This window comes from Georgenia deserti (genome assembly GCF_042680605.1).
GTDB classification, from domain to species: Bacteria; Actinomycetota; Actinomycetes; order Actinomycetales; family Actinomycetaceae; genus Allobogoriella; species Allobogoriella deserti.
On the sequence record NZ_JBHUEE010000014.1, the window covers coordinates 1 to 17,828 of the forward strand.

At 71.6% G+C, this 17,828-nt stretch carries 15 protein-coding genes and 1 tRNA gene; 7 read left to right on the forward strand and 9 right to left on the reverse strand.

Annotated elements, in window-relative coordinates:
• Positions 1-299: 299 nt before the first annotated feature.
• Entirely contained in the window at positions 300-551 is a 252-nt protein-coding gene (locus ACFSE6_RS18300) for a hypothetical protein (RefSeq protein ID WP_388010814.1), read from the forward strand.
• 76 nt (positions 552-627) lie between these two features.
• On the forward strand, positions 628-1,935 hold the full coding sequence (locus ACFSE6_RS18305) for a D-arabinono-1,4-lactone oxidase (protein WP_388010817.1): 1,308 nt from the start codon (positions 628-630) through the stop codon (positions 1,933-1,935).
• An 88-nt stretch (positions 1,936-2,023) separates the two neighbouring features.
• Here ACFSE6_RS18305 and ACFSE6_RS18310 read toward each other — a convergent pair.
• From ACFSE6_RS18310 to ACFSE6_RS18320, 3 genes are all read right to left on the reverse strand, one after another.
• Positions 2,024-2,096 (reverse strand) — tRNA-Thr (locus tag ACFSE6_RS18310).
• A 77-nt stretch (positions 2,097-2,173) separates the two neighbouring features.
• Complete coding sequence (locus ACFSE6_RS18315) at positions 2,174-2,956, reverse strand: DsbA family protein (RefSeq protein ID WP_388010820.1); 783 nt, start codon at positions 2,954-2,956, stop codon at positions 2,174-2,176.
• On the reverse strand, positions 2,953-4,794 hold the full coding sequence (locus ACFSE6_RS18320; protein WP_388010823.1) for a serine/threonine-protein kinase: 1,842 nt from the start codon (positions 4,792-4,794) through the stop codon (positions 2,953-2,955). The genes ACFSE6_RS18315 and ACFSE6_RS18320 overlap by 4 nt, the downstream gene beginning before the upstream one ends.
• A gap of 220 nt (positions 4,795-5,014) precedes the next feature.
• Between ACFSE6_RS18320 and ACFSE6_RS18325 the strand changes: the two genes are divergently transcribed.
• The 4 genes from ACFSE6_RS18325 (at position 5,015) to ACFSE6_RS18340 (ending at position 10,072) form a co-directional block, all read left to right on the forward strand.
• Positions 5,015-6,574, forward strand: a complete 1,560-nt coding sequence (locus ACFSE6_RS18325) for an alpha,alpha-trehalose-phosphate synthase (UDP-forming) (RefSeq protein WP_388010826.1) — start codon at positions 5,015-5,017, stop codon at positions 6,572-6,574.
• The gene (gene otsB, locus ACFSE6_RS18330; RefSeq protein ID WP_388010829.1) at positions 6,571-7,473 is read left to right on the forward strand and encodes a trehalose-phosphatase; all 903 of its coding nucleotides are present in this window, start codon (positions 6,571-6,573) and stop codon (positions 7,471-7,473) included. The genes ACFSE6_RS18325 and otsB overlap by 4 nt, the downstream gene beginning before the upstream one ends.
• Positions 7,474-7,616: 143 nt before the next feature.
• Positions 7,617-8,741 (forward strand): ABC transporter ATP-binding protein, encoded by a 1,125-nt coding sequence (locus tag ACFSE6_RS18335; protein ID WP_388010832.1) that lies wholly within the window; start codon positions 7,617-7,619, stop codon positions 8,739-8,741.
• Positions 8,742-8,830: 89 nt separating this feature from the next.
• Positions 8,831-10,072 carry a DUF4032 domain-containing protein gene (locus ACFSE6_RS18340; protein WP_388010835.1) on the forward strand — a complete coding sequence of 414 codons (1,242 nt, stop codon included), beginning with the start codon at positions 8,831-8,833 and terminating at the stop codon, positions 10,070-10,072.
• 251 nt (positions 10,073-10,323) lie between these two features.
• Here ACFSE6_RS18340 and ACFSE6_RS18345 read toward each other — a convergent pair whose 3' ends face one another.
• The 6 genes from ACFSE6_RS18345 to cysS all read right to left on the reverse strand — a co-directional run bounded on the left by ACFSE6_RS18345 (position 10,324) and on the right by cysS (position 16,379).
• Complete coding sequence (locus ACFSE6_RS18345; protein ID WP_388010838.1) at positions 10,324-11,295, reverse strand: TAXI family TRAP transporter solute-binding subunit; 972 nt, start codon at positions 11,293-11,295, stop codon at positions 10,324-10,326.
• Positions 11,292-12,653 carry a sensor histidine kinase gene (locus ACFSE6_RS18350; protein ID WP_388010841.1) on the reverse strand — a complete coding sequence of 454 codons (1,362 nt, stop codon included), beginning with the start codon at positions 12,651-12,653 and terminating at the stop codon, positions 11,292-11,294. The genes ACFSE6_RS18345 and ACFSE6_RS18350 overlap by 4 nt, the downstream gene beginning before the upstream one ends.
• Positions 12,646-13,341, reverse strand: coding sequence for a response regulator transcription factor (locus ACFSE6_RS18355; protein WP_388010844.1), 696 nt, complete (start codon positions 13,339-13,341; stop codon positions 12,646-12,648). Before ACFSE6_RS18355 ends, ACFSE6_RS18350 begins: the two co-directional genes overlap by 8 nt.
• Before the next feature lie 165 nt (positions 13,342-13,506).
• The gene (locus ACFSE6_RS18360; protein ID WP_388010847.1) at positions 13,507-13,899 is read right to left on the reverse strand and encodes a PPOX class F420-dependent oxidoreductase; all 393 of its coding nucleotides are present in this window, start codon (positions 13,897-13,899) and stop codon (positions 13,507-13,509) included.
• 42 nt (positions 13,900-13,941) lie between these two features.
• Positions 13,942-14,937 carry a 23S rRNA (guanosine(2251)-2'-O)-methyltransferase RlmB gene (rlmB, locus tag ACFSE6_RS18365; RefSeq protein ID WP_388010850.1) on the reverse strand — a complete coding sequence of 332 codons (996 nt, stop codon included), beginning with the start codon at positions 14,935-14,937 and terminating at the stop codon, positions 13,942-13,944.
• Positions 14,937-16,379, reverse strand: coding sequence for a cysteine--tRNA ligase (gene cysS, locus ACFSE6_RS18370; RefSeq protein ID WP_388010853.1), 1,443 nt, complete (start codon positions 16,377-16,379; stop codon positions 14,937-14,939). Before cysS ends, rlmB begins: the two co-directional genes overlap by 1 nt.
• A gap of 82 nt (positions 16,380-16,461) precedes the next feature.
• On the opposite strand from cysS, the gene ACFSE6_RS18375 reads away from it, so the two are divergent.
• The gene (locus ACFSE6_RS18375) at positions 16,462-17,808 is read left to right on the forward strand and encodes an MFS transporter (RefSeq protein WP_388010856.1); all 1,347 of its coding nucleotides are present in this window, start codon (positions 16,462-16,464) and stop codon (positions 17,806-17,808) included.
• Positions 17,809-17,828: the final 20 nt, after the last annotated feature.

Genomic DNA, 17,828 nt, shown 5'->3' on the forward strand with positions numbered 1-17,828 from the left:
CCTGAAGACCGGCACCCCCTACGACGAAGCGACGGCCTGGGCCCACGAGCACCACGCTGCGGCTTGACATCAAAACGCCATGGGGTGTCTGACCCGCGCGGCGAAGCCTGGCGAGCCCGCCTCTCACGCCGTCGAACGCGCCGCCGCCGGGCGCTCGGCGCGTTTCCGGTCTGTGAATTTCGCGGGTCGCACTCGCACTCCGGCGCTCCCTGTGGGCATCATCGCTCTATGAGGGCCGATCGACGACACACCCCGTCGCCGTCGACCCGTCCAATCATGGACTGAGGAGCTGGTGAACGATGAACCGCCACGACCCCACCCGTCGACCTGATCTCGTCACGGAAGCACTGGTGCACCGGGGTCTGGTCCAGCCCGACGCCGACGACGAGGAGCGGCGCCAGCGGGACGTGCTGAGCGGGGGTCGCGCCTCGGGTGCTCCCAAGACCGACGTGGAGCGCTTCGCCAACGACAACGAACTCGTCGGCGCCGGGCCCGACGAAGAGGAGGACTTCGTCTACGGCCGCAGCCGGGACGACGGCTCCGCCGCCTGAACACGGCTCCCCGCCCCTCGATCTCGACGTTCGGGCACAGGCTCCGCCCCGTGTGGCGTGTGGCACGCTCTGATGCGTGAACAACGTGGGCATCTCCAACTGGTCCGGCAGCCGCACGCTCGCCGGCACCGTCGTCACCCCGACCACGCTCGACGAGGCCGCCGACGCGGTCGCCCGGTCCTCGCACGTGCGTGCCCTCGGTTCGCGGCACAGCTTCAACGACATCGCCGACTCCGAGGAGACCCTCCTCAACCTCGCCCATCTGGCCTATCGCCATCCGCGGCTGTCGACACCCACGGACGGTGACGCACCGCCGTCGTCGGTGGAGCCCGAGCTCGACGAGTCGACCGGCCGGGTGCGCGTCACGGGTTCGACCCGATATGCGGACCTGGCGCTCTTCCTGCATGACCGCGGCCGCACGTTGCCGAACTTCGCCTCCCTGCCGCACATCTCGGTCGCCGGGTCGGTGGCGACCGGGACACATGGCAGCGGCATCGGCAACGCCTCGCTCGCCTCGTCCGTCGTCGGCATAGAGCTGCTCACCGCGGACGGCTCCGTCCGCACGCTGACGGACGCGGACGCCGAATTGGACGGCGCGCGCGTCGCCCTCGGCGCACTCGGCGTGGTCACCGCCGTGACGCTGCAGTCGGTGCCGGCCTTCGACGTCGCTCAGACGGTCTACGGCCCGGCAGGCTTCGACGACGTCGTCGCGGCCTTCGAGGAGGTCAGCGGCCTGGGCTACTCCGTGAGTTGCTTCACGACGCTGCGCGAGAACACGTTCGCCTCGATCTGGGTCAAGCGCGCCGGCGGCGAGCTCGAGGACGCCTGGCCCGCGCAGGTGGCCGGAAGCCGGGCGATGTCGGAGCCGTTCCACCCGATCCCGGGGGTCGACCCGGCCAACGCCACGCAGCAGCTTGGGGCCGCAGGCCCGTCATGGGACCGGCTGCCACACTTCCGCGCCGACCACATGCCCAGCGCGGGCGAGGAGATCCAGTGCGAGTACCTCGTCCCGCGTCAGCATGCCGTGCGTGCGCTGGAGGCGTTCCGGGAGCTCTCCGGACCCCTGGCCGGGCTGGTGCAGGTCGCCGAGGTGCGCTCCATCGCGGCCGACACGGCCTGGATGAGCCCGATGTATCAGCAGGACTGCCTGGCCTTCCACTTCACGCTCGTCCGGGACAACGAGCGTGTGGCGGCGGCGCTGCCCCACCTGGACGCGGCTTTCGGGCCGGTCGAGGGGCGCCCGCACTGGGGCAAGGTCTTCGACGCCGACCCGCAGCGCGTCCGCGGCCTCTACCCGCGCCGGTCCGACTTCGTCGACCTGGCCCGGGACCTCGACCCGCAGGGCACGTTCACCAACGCGTTCCTACGCCGCTGGGTGTTCTGAGCGCCGCCAGCGCCTCGCGCCGAACGAGGTTGCAGGATCCGCTCGTTTTTCGACGGATTCTGCAACCTCGTTCGCACCGCGCCACGGGAGCCGCCTGTCGGATTCGAACCGACGACATTTCGCTTACAAGGCGAACGCTCTACCAACTGAGCTAAGGCGGCGGGATGATCACGCGTCACCGACGATCAGTGTGCCACGACCTCGCCCCAGAGACGCCGGCACCGAGTGGTCGGAACCCTCACTCGCCCCCGACGGCGTCGGCGAGCGCGCCCGGCTCGGACCAGTTCTGGAACTCCTCACCGTCGACCAGCACCGTGGGCGTGCCCTCGAACCCGTCGCGGCTGAACTGACGCGTCGTGGCATCCACCCACTCGTCGAAAGTCTGCTGCGGAATCGCCTGGGCGACGTCCTGCGGCACGCCGGTGTCCCGGGCGGCCTGGACGATCTGCTCGTCGCTGGGCTCGGTCTGACCGCCGGACTGCGCGTAGAGCTCGAACAGGGCCGTCTGGAAGGCGTTGTACTGCTCCGGCGCCTGGTCGGCCACCACCGCGGCCGCCTCGGCAGCGCGCCAGGACCAGCTCTGACGGTCACCACGCGAGAGGAGGGACACCGGGTGGTACACGGCGGTGACCTCACCGTCGGCCACCATCTGGTCGATGTCCTCGGCGTTGATCTGCTCGAAGTCCGCGCAGTGCGGGCAGGCGAAGTCGAGGTAGACGTCCAGGACCGGCGCACCCTCGTTCTCGGTGCCGGCGGCCATGTCCGACCCGACCGAGATGCCACCGTCCTCGACCTCGGAGTTCGCAGGCACGTTCTCGACGTCCGCGATCACCGATCTCGTGCCCTGCTGGACGATGAAGAACGCGGCGACCGCGACGGCGATGATCAGCACCACGGCGCCGGTGATCATGAGCACGCGATTGCGCTTCTCGCGGCGCGCCTGGGCCTCGCGGAGCTTACGGGCCTGCTCACGAGCGGCCTCACGCCGCTCCGCCTTCGACGGGGACTTCTGGTTCGTCACCGCTCCAGCGTAATAGGCAACGGGGTCCACGTGACGTCGGGGGTCTGGTCCAGCGCCACCTGCACACCGACGACGGCGGCGTAACCGAGGAACACGGTGACGAGGAGTGCGCGGTACCCGGGCCCGGGGGTGAGCACGTCGAGCCACGCCCGCGCACCGTCACGGGCCGAGGCCGAGGTCGGGGTCAACCAGGCCACGAACAGCGCCAGCAGACCCGCCACCCAGAAGGTCAGCGGTTCATGCAGCTCCGTCGGCACGGCCGCGGGCATCAGGTCCGGAGCAAACCACCACAGCGCGCCCCCCATGACGGCGCCGATGAGTACCCCGGGCAGCACCGCGAGGACGCCGCGCAGCAGATGCCACGGCAGGCCCGCGACCATGCGCGCGTCGTCGCCGCTGCGGACCCCGCGCCGCAACCGGGAGTTGCGCCGGGACCGGCCGGCCCACCCGGTGGTGGCGGTCAGCACCACCAGCAGTCCCGCCACCACGGCGAAGATCCCGGGGAAGGATGCCGCGGCGGCGCTGACGCCGACGCCGACGGCGAGAACGATGCCGGTGCGCCGCCGCGGCGGGCGAGCCCACCTGGGCGCCGGGGCACCTGGCTGACCGGACCACCCCTCGGTGCTCGTCCCCGGGCCTCCGGCGGCATATCCCGGCGGCATCGCACCGGGATACTCCTCGCCGGGCAGGGCAAGTCCCTGCGGCTGTGGCTGATCGACAGGCGCCGGCGCACCGGGGGCTTGGCCGTCGCCGGCGGGCGGGACCGCGGGCATCACTCGTGTGGCGGACCCGCCCTCGGGGGCGCCGTAGCCGGAGGTCGGCAGCGGTGAGGTCGCCCCCTCCGCCGGAGCGCCCGGCCCGCGGTCCCGTGCCACCGGCATCGTCGGGGGGATCACCGGAGCCGTAGCCGGCGCCCCGGTCCCCCACGCGGCCGTCGGTGGCGCGTCATCGCCTGCGGCCACGGCGGCCGCACCTGCAGCCGCCGCCCCGGCCACGGCGTCGTCCGCCGACTGCGGTGACCCGGCGGAGGCCGGGTCGTCGGCCGCGGCGTCCAGCGCGGCGAGCACCTCCTCCGGCGGCAGCCGCCGCTCCGGATCGGGAGCCAACGCGTCCTGGAAGGTCCGGGCCACCGAGCCCGGCAGGCCGGTGGTGTCCGCGCGGCCGGTGGCGACCCGGGCCAGCACGGCCTCCATCGCCCCGCGACCGAACGGTGGTCGGCCGGTGGCCGCGAACAGCAGCACGGCGGCCCATGCCCACCAGTCCCCCGCCGGGCCCGGGTCGCCGCCCGCGATGACACCCGGATCCAGGTAACCGGGCGTTCCGGTGACCAGACCCGTCTGGGTGAGCCGGACGTCGTCGGCCACCTGGGCAATTCCGAAGTCGATGAGCACCGGCCCGTCGTCGGCGAGCATGACGTTGCCGGGCTTGAGGTCGCGATGCACGATGCCCTCGGCGTGGATGGCGCGCAGCGAGGCCGCGAGACCGTGGCCCAGTCCGGCGAGCTCGTCCAGGCTGAACGCCCCGCCGTCGTTGACGTCGTCCTCCAGGGTCGGCCCCTCGACCAGCTCGGTGACGACGAACGCCTCGGCGTCCTCGACCTCGGCATCCAGCACCCGAGCCACGCCGGCACCTTTGACGCGGTGCAGCAACGCGACCTCACGCGCAAGCCGCTGACGCGCCTGAGGATCCGTGGCGATATGTGGATGCAGCAGTTTCAGGGCCACCCGGTGACCATCGGCGTCGACGGCCTCGTGGACGGTGCCCATGCCGCCGGAGCCCAGCCGTCGCAGCAGCCGGTACCCACCGACCTCGCGCGAGGATTCCACCGGCTCCGTCATGCCCACAAACGTACCGAGCCGATGCGTGCCGGGCGGCCGGACGCGCCTCGACACGCGGTCCCGTGCCGGCGGCGCCGGAGCGCCCCACCGCGTCGCCGCACGCCCGGGACCGGCAGGCACCGCCCGACGGCGGACAGTACGGTGGGCACGTCAGTGCCGGCCCGAGCCCTGAACGAGACGTCAGCGGCGGGCCGTGGTCGTGAAGGAGTTGGGAAGAGACGTGCCTGCGGGAGAACACGAGTTCGTCGTCGTCGCCAACCGACTTCCCGTCGACATCACCATCGAGGACGACGGCTCACTGAGCTGGGAACGTTCGCCGGGCGGACTGGTCACCGCACTGGCCCCGCTGATGCAGAAGAACGGCGGCGGCTGGGTGGGGTGGTCCGGCAAGGTGGGGTTCGAGCACGAGCCGTTCGACGCCGAGGGCATGCGGCTGTGCCCGGTCCCACTCAGCGAGGGCGAGATCGCCCGCTACTACGAGGGCTTCTCCAACGCCACGCTGTGGCCGCTGTACCACGACGTGATCGTCCCGCCGGAGTTCCACCGCGCCTGGTGGAACACCTACACCTCGGTCAACCGGCGGTTCGCCACCGCGGCCGCCGAGGCCGTCGCCCCCGGCGGCACCGTCTGGGTCCACGATTACCAGCTCCAGCTCGTCCCCTCGGTGCTGCGGATGCTACGCCCGGACGTGAAGATCGGATTCTTCAACCACATCCCGTTCCCGCCGGTCGAGATCTTCACCCAACTCCCGTGGCGCCACCAGGTGGTCGAGGGCCTGCTCGGTGCCGACCTGGTCGGCTTCCAGCGTCCCGGCGACGCGTCGAACTTCCTGCGCGCCGTCCGCCGCCTGACCGACCTGCAGGTCCGCGGTCCGCAGGTCACCGTTCCCGGCCGCTGGTCCCGGCCGGACCGTGCGGTGCGCGCCCAGGCGTTCCCGATCTCCATCGACTCGACAGCGTTCGAGGAACTCGCCCGCCGCCCCGACGTGCTCGAGCGTGCCAAGCAGATCCGCGTCGAGCTCGGCAGCCCGGACGTGCTGCTCCTCGGCGTCGACCGTCTGGACTACACCAAGGGCATCCGGCACCGGCTCAAGGCGTTCGGCGAGCTCCTCGAGGACGGTCAGCTCCGGGTGCCCGAGGCGTGCATGGTGCAGGTGGCCAGCCCATCCCGGGAGCGCGTCGAGCAGTACAAGACGCTGCGGGACGAGGTCGAGGTCACCGTCGGCCGCATCAACGGCGACTACGGCGCCCTGGGGCGCGCCGCAGTGCACTACCTCCACCACTCCTACCCGGCGACCGAGATGGCGGCGCTCTACCGCGCCGCCGACGTGATGCTCGTCACCTCGTTGCGCGACGGGATGAACCTCGTCGCCAAGGAGTACGTGGCGGCCCGCTCCGACCTCGGCGGGGCGCTGGTCCTCTCGGAGTTCACCGGCGCCGCCGACGAGCTCACCCATGCCCTCACCATCAACCCGCATGACATCGACGGCACGAAGGCCACCGTGATGCGGGCGGTCAACATGGACCGGAAGGAGTCGCGGCGGCGGATGCGGGGTCTGCGACGACGCGTCATGCAACACGACGTGCAGCGCTGGGCCGACGACTTCCTCGGTTACCTCGCGATGTCGGTGCCGCCGCCGCCCGACCTGCGACCACCGGAGACACCTCGGCTCGGCACTCAGCCTCCCGCGACCGACGAGAACCGTCCGGACCCGACCGACGAGCAACCGACCGACGAGCAACCGACCGACGAGCAGCCGACCTCGAAGGAGACCACGTGACCCAGCCGGCCGACGGCTCCCCCGGAGGCCCGCAGGACCAGCCCATCTTCCTCACCCACCTCGGGGGTGAGCTCGAGGACGCCCTCGAGCATTTCGCCGAACGCGAAACCGTCGTCGTGGGTCTGGATTTCGACGGCGTCCTCGCACCGATCGTCCTCGATCCGACGACCGCCCACATGCTGCCCGCCACGGCCGAGGCCGTCGCCCGCCTCGCCGCCGCACCCGGCGTCGACGTCGCCGTGGTCACCGGCCGCAGCGCGCACGACGTCGTCGCTCTCGCCGCCCTGCCCACGGGCACCCGGGTCATCGGCTCGCACGGCGCCGAGTGGGGACGTTCCGTCGATACCGGTGACGGCCCGGTCCTGGAGTCGGAGCCGCTGGACCTCACCGAGGAACAGGTGACGCTGCTGCGCGACCTGGAACGGGAGACCATGACCCTCGCGGCGGAGGTCGACGGCGCGTGGGTGCAGACCAAACCGACCGCCGTCGTGCTGCACACGCGGCGTCTGGACGCCGCGACGGCCGAGGCGCTGACCCGGCGCACGCTGGACGGACCGGCGGCCCGCGACGGGGTCCGTGTCGTCGTCGGCAAGCAGGTCGTCGAGATGGCGGTCCTCGAGGTCACCAAGGGCGACGCCATGGTGCGGCTGAAGAACTCGGCCGGAGCGTCGGCGGCGTTCTACGCCGGCGACGACACCACGGACGAGGACGCGTTCCGGTCCCTCGATCTCGCGGCGGGCGACGTGACGGTCAAGGTCGGCGCCGGTGAGACGGCCGCCGGCTACCGGGTGACCGACCCGGAGGAGTTCTCGGTCGTGCTCATGCGCCTGGTGGACCTGTTCGAGAGCCGTACGGCGCCCCGTCCAGAGCTTTCCCAGGAGACGGACACACACCCGTAACCTCCGATGTGACAGTATGTGCTCGGCCGATGTCGCGAGCATGACGCTCGGGACGTCAGCTGTGTCAGTGCGGACACTCGAGCTGACACCTTTCACAACGGATCGTCCGGCACGTACCTGCCGGTGAAGGGATGTGCACCACCATGGCCACCGTCACCTACGACAAAGCCACCAGGATCTACCCGGGCACCGAGCGCCCGGCGGTCGACGCCCTCGACCTCGAGGTCGGCGACGGCGAGTTCCTCGTGCTCGTCGGCCCGTCCGGATGCGGCAAGTCGACGTCGCTGCGGATGCTCGCGGGCCTCGAGGACGTCAACTCCGGCCGGATCTTCATCGGGGACCGGGACGTCACCGACGTCCAGCCCAAGGACCGTGACATCGCCATGGTCTTCCAGAACTACGCGCTCTACCCGCACATGTCGGTCGCCGACAACATGGGCTTCGCGCTGAAGATCGCCGGCACGCCGAAGGCCGAGATCCGCCAGCGCGTGGAGGACGCCGCGAAGATCCTCGACCTGACCGAGTACCTCAACCGCAAGCCGAAGGCCCTCTCCGGTGGTCAGCGTCAGCGTGTCGCGATGGGGCGCGCGATCGTGCGTCAGCCTCAGGTGTTCCTCATGGACGAGCCGCTGTCCAACCTGGACGCCAAGCTGCGTGTCCAGACGCGTACCCAGATCGCCTCGCTGCAGCGGCGCCTCAACGTCACCACCGTCTACGTCACCCACGACCAGACCGAGGCGCTGACCATGGGTGACCGCATCGCGGTACTCAAGGACGGCGTGCTGCAGCAGGTCGGCAACCCGCGTGAGATGTACGACCACCCGGCCAACGTCTTCGTCGCGGGCTTCATCGGGTCCCCGGCGATGAACCTCGGTGACTTCCACATCGAGGACGGCCAGGCCGTGCTGGGCTCGGCGCGCGTGCCGCTGACCCGGGCCACGCTCGACGCCGTCACCCCGGAGGACAACGGCAAGATCAAGCTGGGCTTCCGCCCGGAGGCGCTCGACACGACCTCCGCCGGCAACGGCGGCATCCCGATCAGCGTGAACCTGGTCGAGGAGCTGGGCTCGGACGCCTTCGTCTACGGCTCGCTCGCCGGGGACAAGGAGATGGCCGAGAGCCTCGGCTCGGGCGAGGACGCCGACCAGATCATCGTGCGCGTCGACCCGCGCGACGTGCCGATGAAGGGCGACACGATCCACGTGCGGATCCGTGAGGGCCAGCAGCACGTGTTCTCCAGCGCGACGGGACAGCGCCTGCCGGTCTGAGCAGTACTGTCGCACCAGCGACCACGAACCAGGGGCGGGTCCGGCGGACCCGCCCCTGGCCTGTCCCGGCCGGCTTCCAGGAGCGGACCATGCCCCAGCAGATGCAGATCACCGCGGCGACGGTCGAACCTGCCCTGCTCGACCTGCCGTGGGAACTACCCCTGGAGGAGTGGCCACCGGATGTCCTCGCCGCCCTGCCGCGAGGGATCTCCCGGCATGTGGTCCGCTTCGTCCGGCTGTCCGGACGGATCTTCGCGGTCAAGGAGATCGGCGAGCGGGTCGCTTACCACGAGTACGAGACGCTGCGCGCGCTCGGGCGGCTGGAGGCGCCGTCCGTCCAGCCGGTCGCCGTCATCACCGGGCGGACCGACGCCGCGGGTGAGGAACTCAACTCGGTGCTGGTGACCGAGCACCTGCAGTACTCCCTGCCCTACCGCGCCCTGTTCAGCCAGTACATGCGGCCGGAGACCGCGAGCCGACTCATCGACGCGCTCAGCGTGCTGCTGGTGCGGCTGCACCTGCTCGGCTTCTACTGGGGCGACGTGTCGCTGTCCAACACGCTGTTCCGGCGCGACGCCGGCGCCCTCGCCGCCTATCTCGTCGACGCCGAGACAGGCGAGCTGCACGACACGCTCAGTCCGGGCCAGCGCAGTTATGACGTCGATCTCGCCCGGACCAACATCATCGGCGAGTTGATGGACCTGCAGGCCGGCGAGGTGCTCGACGAGGACGTCGACGTCGTCGAGGTCGGCAACCAGATCGTCGACCGGTACGAGTCGTTGTGGGCGGAGCTGACCCAGGTGGAGTCGTTCGACGCCTCGGAGCGCTGGCGGGTCACCGAACGCATCAACCGGCTCAACGACCTCGGCTTCGACGTCGGGGAGCTCACCATGACCACCGACGTGGACGGCACGTCGGTCTCGATCGCACCGAAGGTCGTCGACGCCGGGCACTACCACCGCCAGATCATGCGGCTGACGGGCCTGGACGTGCAGGAGAACCAGGCGCGGCGGATGCTCAACGACCTCGATTCCTACCGTGCCGAATCGGACCGGCAGAACGACGACCCGGTCATCGTGGCGCACGACTGGCTCGACGAGGTCTTCAACCCCACCGTCCAGGCCGTGCCGCGCGACCTACGGCGCAAGCTCGAGCCGGCGGAGATCTTCCACGAGGTCCTCGAGCACCGCTGGTTCATCTCCCAGCAGCAGGAACGCGACGTACCGATGTCCGAGGCAGTGCAGTCCTACGTCGACCAGGTGCTGCGCCACCGCCCCGACGAACGCTCGTTCCTCGACCGGGACACGGCCGATATCCCGGCCGTCGACTAGCCGCCGACGCCCGGCCCGCACCTCAGAGGTTGCTCAACGCCATGCCGGGCTGATCGCCTCATCCCCCATAGTCGAAGGGGCACAGCCTGCCGGACGCGCGCCGCGGCGGCCTGTGCCGGCCCGACGGGCAGGGGAGCGCCGGGCCGGTTCAGATCGGCGCGGCGCGCCGTCGTCCGCGCCGGCGACGTGCCCCGGTTCCGGCGCCGGCCATCCCGGCCGCCCGAGTTGCCCGCACCGGCAGCCCGGGGCCCTCACTCCTGTGTGTCCCGGTAGTAGTCCAACGCCCCCGGGTGAAGCGGGATCGGCTCGGTGTAGATCGCCTGACGACGGTCCAGCAACGCGGCCGCGGGCACGTCCCGCGCGATGTCCTCCCGGGCGTCGAACAGGGCGGCGAGCAGGGCGCGCGCCACCGGGGCGCGCATGGACCCGGGCACGAGGACGATGTTCGGCACGGCCAGGGTCGCGACGTCCTCCGGCACACCGTACGTCCCCGCCGGGACGACGGCGTGCCGGTAGCCGGTCCCGTACCGGCTGCGGAACGGCTCGACCAACTCACCGAGCGGGACCAGGCGCACCTCGTGCAGGTCGGCGAGTGAGGCGAGGCCGGGTGTGTCGAGGCCGCCCGACCAGAACAGGGCGTCGATCTCGCCGTTCGTCAGCGCGGTGAGGGACTGGGCCAGACCCATGGCACGGGTGTCGACATCCCCGGCCTCGATGTCCGCGGCCTCGAGGAGGCGCCGGGCGATCGGCGCCGTGCCCGAGCCCGCGGCCCCCATCGAGACGGCGTGTCCGGGAAGGTCCTCGACCGAGTCGATCTCGGAGTCGGCAAGCACGACGAGGTGGGCGAAGTCGTCGTACACGCGGGCGAGGGCGGAGATGTCCTGGGGCTCGCCGAAACCGGGTCCGCCGCGTACCGCGGCCTCGGCGGTGTCGATCGACGCGAACGCCACCTCGGCCGAACCGGTCGCCAATCGCTCGATGTTCTCCACCGACCCGGCAGACTCGAGGACCTCGGCCTCGACGTCGAACCGGCTCGATACCTCGGCCGCGAAGGACTGGCCGTAGGCGTGGTAGATCCCGGAGGGACTGCCCGCCGAGATGTCCAGCGTCTCCGGCCGGTCTCCCTCCCACGGGTCCTCCTCGCCACCGTCGCAGCCGACGGCCGCCGTCGCCACCACCGCCGCCGCGGCGAACGCGAGGACCTGCCGGCGCCGCCGCCTCACGGCCCGTCCCCGTTCCGCGGCAACCGGATCCGGGCCTCGAGCCCTCCGCCGGACGCCAGACCGAGCACCAGCTCACCACCGTTCGGCGCCAGCAGCTCCGAGGCGATCGACAGCCCGAGACCCGAGCCGGAGACGCCGGTGCGTTGCGGGCCCCGCCAGAACCGTTCGGTCATCCGCCCCAGTGCCTGCGCCGGCACACCCGGGCCGTGGTCGCGGACGGCGACCTCGACCACGCCGTCGTCGGTGTGCACCGACACCTCGATCGGCGCGCCTGCGGGCGAGTACTTCACCGCGTTGTCCATGACCGCGTCGAAGGCGCTCTCCAGCGCCGTCGTGCCAACCACGGCACGGGCCGGGTCCCGCGCCGGCTCCGGACCCCGGATCGGCCTGCCGCGGGTGAGTTGCCGCCAGCTCTCGACGCGGCCGCGGATCACCTCGCTCACCTCCACCTCCGTCTCGACATGCGGCGCCGCGTCGTCCGCGAGGAGCAGCAGGGCGTCGAGGATGTTGGCCAGGCGCCGGGCCTCGGCCCGGACGAACTCGGCGTCCTCCCGGTCGGCGTCCGCGGCGGACTCGACGAGCGCGTCCACCCGGAGCATCAGCGCGTTCAGCGGATTGCGCAGCTCGTGCGAGGCGTTGGCCACGAACTGCTGCTGCTTGCGGACCAGTCGTTCGACCTGGTCCGACATGTCGTTGAAGTGCTCGACCACCTGGCGCAGCTCCGGCGGCCCGGCCGAGGAGGGGATGCGGGCGGCGAGGTCGCCCCGGCCGACGTCGGTCATGGCGTGGTCGACGGCGCGGACCGGACCCAGCACCCACCGGGCGGTGCGGTCGGCGACGACCACCGCCAGCGCGAGCACGAGCACCACGCCGGCGATGAGCATCCCCCAGTTGAGCCAGATGTCCCGGGCCAGCCGTTCGGCGTCGGAGACGGTGACCACGGCACCGAGCAGGTCTCCCCCGTCGTAGACGGGTTCGGCGACGACGATCTGGTCCACGTCCCAGGGCAGGAAGCTCTTCCGGAACTCGCTGCGGTGGCCGGCGAGCGCCGCCTCGGTCTCGGCCAGCGCCGTCGCGTCCAGTCCCGTGCCGGCCCAGTCCCGACCGGACGCGTCGACGACGGCGGCCCGGACCCCGTAGACGTGGTGATACCGGTTCAGGTCCGCGCTGACCACCGACGGATCGTCGGACAGGAGGGACTGCCGCGCGGTCCGCACCAGGTAGCTGGCGTCCGCCAGCCGGTCGACGTAGACCCGCTGCTGCTGCGCGCCCGCGGTGGATTCCGCGTACGCCAGGCCGAGGACGAGCAGGAGCAGCACGCTCGGGACGTACAGGATGATCGTCAGTCGTCTACGCATCGCCCGGCCCCACGGCGTCCGCGAGGCGGTAGCCGACGCCGCGGACGGTCTCGACGACCTCGCGTTCGCCGAGCTTGCGGCGCAGCGAGGCGACGTGCACCTCGAGCGAGCGTTCGAGGCCTCGCCAGCCCGTCCCCCAGACCTCGTGCAGAAGTCGCTCCCGGGCCACGACAGCGCCGCTGCGTCGGGCGATGGCGGCGAGCAGGTCGAACTCCTTTCGGGTCAGGACGATCGGTGCGCCGTCGCCGTCCGAGACGACCCGCGTGGCCAGATCCACCGTCAGCCCGGCTACCTGCAGCGGCCCGGTGGCCGGCCCGGTGATCGTCTCCTCGGCGCGGCGGCGGCGCAGCACGGCCTCGATGCGTGCCCGCACCTCGCGGAAGTCGTACGGCTTGGTGACGTAGTCGTCGGCGCCGAGTTCCAGCCCACGCACCCGGTCGGTGACGGCGGTGCGGCCGGTGACGACGATGACCGGGGCGTCGCACACCTTGCGCACCCGCCACAGCACGTCGAGGCCGTCCATGTCGGGCAGACCGAGGTCGAGGAGGACCATCTCGGTGCCGGGGCTGAGCGCGGACAGCGCGCTCGCGCCGTCGCGGGCGCGCACCACCTCGAAGCCGCGTTTGGTGAGCAGCGACTCGAGCGCGTTCCCGACGTGCTCGTCGTCCTCAACCAGCAGCAGTTGCACGCAGCCCACTCCCCCTCAGGCGTCCACGGGCGCGAGGATACGGCCATCCGGGCTGCCGGCGCCGGATGGTCCGCAGCGTGCACTGACGAGCGGGCCGGCCGGCGCGGGAGGGTGGCGGCGAGGACAGCGACGAGAACCGGGGGCGTCCGCTCGTCCAGTCCGGAGTCAGAACCCCCAGGCGTGGTAGGTCTCGACCGACATCCACGCGCTGACGCGGGGACGGTCGCGCACCGGGTACTGCTCACCGGTGTAGTGCCGCGCCAGCCGGTCGATGTCGCTCATGTCCGGGTCGTCGACGATGCGGACCGTGCCCTGCAGGCTGATGTGCCGGTACCAGCTCTCGCCGTCGAGCACGGTGAGGGAGACCCGGGGGTTCTCCCGCAGGTGCTGCAGGCGTCTGCGGCCCGCGTCGAGGTTCAGCAGCACCTGATCGTCCTGCCAGAGGTACCAGGTGGCCACGGAGACCGGGGCGCCGTCGGGCCGGACGGTTGCCATCACGGCCGGATTGGCACGCTCGAGGACGGCGGTCAGCGACTGCGGGACGGGTGGCTGGGGCATGACTCCTCCTTCGACGGCGGTTCGCGACGGTTCGGCGCGCGGCTACGCCCGCCGGCGGTCGATCTCGTACAGGGCGATGCCGGTGGCTACTGCGGCGTTGAGCGACTCGACCGACGTCGCGATCGGGATCGAGGCGACGACGTCGCACGTCTCGCGCACCAGGCGCGACAGGCCCTTGCCCTCGGAACCGGTGACGAGCACCAGCGGCTCCGTGGCCAGCTCGAGGTCGCGGACGGGGACGGGGCCCTCGCCGTCCAGGCCGACGACGAAGCACCCGGCCTCCTTGAGGTGTTCCAGGGCGCGCACGAGGTTGGTCGCCCGTGCGACGGGGACGCGGGCGGCCGCACCGGCGGAGACCTTCCACGCCGTCGCGGTCACGCCGGCCGACCGGCGTTCCGGCACGAGTGCGCCGTGCGCTCCGAACGCACCGGCGCTGCGCAGCACCGCGCCGAGGTTGTGCGGGTCCGTGACACCGTCCAGCGCGACCACGAGCGCCGGACGGCCGGAGCGGCCGGCGGCTGCGAGCAGGTCCTCGACATCGCGATAGTCGTACGGCGGGACCTCGATGGCCACGCCCTGGTGGACGGCCCCCTCGGTGAGGTGGTCGAGATCGCTCCGGGAGATCTCGACGAGCGGCGTGCCGAGCGCGGTGGCGGTGCGCACCACCTCGGCGACCCGGTCGTCGGCGGCCTTGCCGCCCGAGAAGAGCACTCGGCGCAGCGGCACACCGGAACGGACGGCCTCGGTGACCGCGTTGCGCCCGGCGATGATCTCGCTCTCCGCGTCGATCCCGACGGCGGCGCGAACCTTGGCGGCTCGCTGCGCTGCGGCCGTCTCGGGGCGGGCGGGGCGGCGCGCCTCCTGCTTATCCCGCGCTGCCTTGCGCTTGGCAGCGGGGTGGTACGGCCGGTCCTCGGCCTTGGGCGTGGGCCCCTTGCCTTCGAGGGCGCGGCGGCGCTGGCCGCCCGAGCCGACGGTCTGCCCCTTCTTGGTACCGGGCCGGCGGACGGCACCGCGGCGCTTGGAGTTACCGGGCATCAGTGGGATCCCTTCAGGTGCCAGCGGGCGCCCTCGGGCGAGTCCTCGACCACGACGCCGGCGGCGTGCAGTCGCTCGCGCAGAGCGTCCGCTCGGGCGTAGTCCTTCTCTGCGCGCGCCTGGTCGCGCTCACTGAGGGCCGCGCCGACCAGCGTCTCGAGCGCGTCGCGCTCGAGGGAGCCACCGGACTCCCGCCACGGCTGCGCGAGCGGGTCGAGGCCGAGGACGTCGAGCATCGCGCGCACGGTGAGTTGCTCGGTGCGCACGGCAACGTCGTCCCCCTCGGTCAGGGCGGTGTTGCCGGCGCGGAGATGTTCGTGGACGACGGCGAGCGCGGCGGAGAGGTTGAGGTCGTCGTCCATGGCCGCGACGAACCCGTCCGGGAGTGTGTCGACTCCACCCGCAGCGACCTCGTCGGCCGGGACCTCCCCGACCTTCTCCGCGGCGCGCTGCACGAAGCCGGAGAAGCGCCCCCAGGAGCCGGCGGCCTCGGCGACCGTGACGTCGGAGTACTCGACGGTCGAGCGGTGGTGGACGGTCCCGAGGGCGTAGCGCAGCACCGCGGCGGGGACGTGCTCGAGCACCGAGGCGACGACGAGGGAGTTGCCGAGCGATTTGCTCATCTTCTCGCCGCTCGTGGTGACCCAGGCGTTGTGCACCCAGTAGCGGGCGAAGCCGTACCCGGCCGCGTGGGACTGCGCCTGCTCGTTCTCGTGGTGGGGGAAGCGCAGGTCGATGCCGCCGCCGTGGATGTCGAACGTGTCGCCGAGGTACCTGCGGGACATGGCCGAGCACTCCAGGTGCCATCCCGGGCGGCCGCGGCCGTACGGCGTCGGCCAGGACGCGGTCTCGGGCTCGCCGGGCTTCGCCGCCTTCCACAACGCGAAGTCGTGCGGGTCACGCTTGTCCGCGGGGGCGGAGGCGGCCTCGTCGGCTGCGTCCTCAGGGATCATGTTCTCCAGCGCCTGCCGGGTCAGCGAGCCGTACTCCGGCAGGGAGCGCACGTCGAAGTACACGTTGCCCGGATCGCCCGGATAGGCGTGGCCGCGCTCGATCAGGGTCTCGATGAGCTCGACCATCTCGGTCACGTGCCCGGTGGCTCGAGGCTCGTAGGTCGGCCGCGCGACGCCGAGGGCGTCGTAGGCGTCGGTGAACTCCTGCTCGAAGCGGTACGCCCACGCCCACCAGGGCGCCCCCGCCTCGGCCGACTTGGTGAGGATCTTGTCGTCGATGTCGGTGACGTTGCGGATGAGCGTGACCTCGAAGCCGCGGCGGCGCAGCCAACGGGAGAGCACGTCGAAGGCGATCGCGGCGCGCATGTGGCCGACGTGCGGTGAGCTCTGCACGGTCGCGCCACACAGATAGATGCCAACCTTGCCCGGCTCGGCGGGTTCGAAGGGGCGTACCGTGCGCGTGGCGGAGTCGTACAGGCTGAGGCTCACCCGGCCAGGCTACCGGCGTGACGGTGCCGCTCGAGTGCGCCGTCGTCACGCTCTGGTCAACTCCTGCCGCTACGGTTCGCGTGTGACCCTCCCGCGCGAATCCGGCGCCTCACCGGCCGCACCCGCCGGCGACCTGCCGTCCACGCCGGCACCCCGGCGCACCATCGCGGCCTGGAGCCTGTGGGACTTCGGCTCGAACGCCTTCAACACCGTCATCCTATCGTTCGTGTTCTCGGTCTACGTGACCGACACGGTCGCCGCCGACGCCGAGACCGGCCAGCAGGTCTACGCGCACGCGCAGACCGTGGCCGGCTTCGGGGTCGCCCTGCTCGCGCCACTGATGGGGGCCTGGGCGGACCGGGTGCGCAACCGGCGTCTGCTGTTGACGGTCTCGACGCTTCTGGTGGTCGCGACGATGGCGGCGATGTGGTTCGTCCGGCCGGAGCAGTCCTACCTGCTGCTCGGGGTCACGCTCATCGCGCTGGCCTCGGTGATCGCCGAGGTCGCCGTCGTCTTCTACAACGGCATGCTGCACCAGATCTCCTCGCCGACCACGGTCGGGCGGATCTCGGGGACCGCGTGGGCGATGGGGTACGTCGGCGGGGTCATCGCGCTCGTCATCGCCGTCTTCGGGTTCATGCTCGACGGCGGCATGCTCGGGCTGCCGACCGAGGACGCAGCCAACGCGCGCGGTGTGGCGCTGTTGTGCGCGGGCTGGTTCCTGCTCTTCTCCGTGCCGCTGATGATCTGGGGGCCGCGCGAGGCGCCCGAGACCGAGGTGGTCCGCGAGCCGTTCCGGCCGGTCCAGGCCTACCGGGAGATCATCCGCCGAATCGTGGCGATGTGGCGCTCGGAGCGCTCGCTGCTGCACTTCCTCGTCGCCGCCGCGATCTACCGTGACGGTCTGAGCTCGGTCTTCTCCTTCGCGGGCATCATCGCCGCAAGCTCGTACGGGATGGACACGGTGCAGGTGGCGATCTTCGGGATCGCCGCCAACGTGATCGCCGCCGTCGGAACCTGGGCGCTCGGCCGGGTGGACGACCTGTTCGGCCCGCGCCCGATCATCATCGGGACGCTCGTGACGATGATCGCCTTCGGGCTGGTGATCATCGCTGTCGACGCCACCTGGGTGTTCTGGGTCTTCGGGCTCGGCATCGCCGCCCAGGTCGGCGCGATCCAGTCGGCGTCTCGCACGCTGCTCACCCGGATCGTGCCGCCGAAGGACGTCAACGAGACCTTCGGCCTCTACGCCACGGCGGGCCGCGCGGTCAGCTTCCTCTCGCCCTTCCTCATCAGTGTCTTCACGGCGTTGGCGGGTGCGCGCTTCGGGCTGCTGGGGATCGTCGTCACCCTCGCGCTCGGCCTGGCCGCCTTCCTCCCCCTCAAGGTCGCGCGCCGCGAGCCCCACACGCCGAGAGCGGACAGTTGAGTCAATAGCGGTTGTTCAAA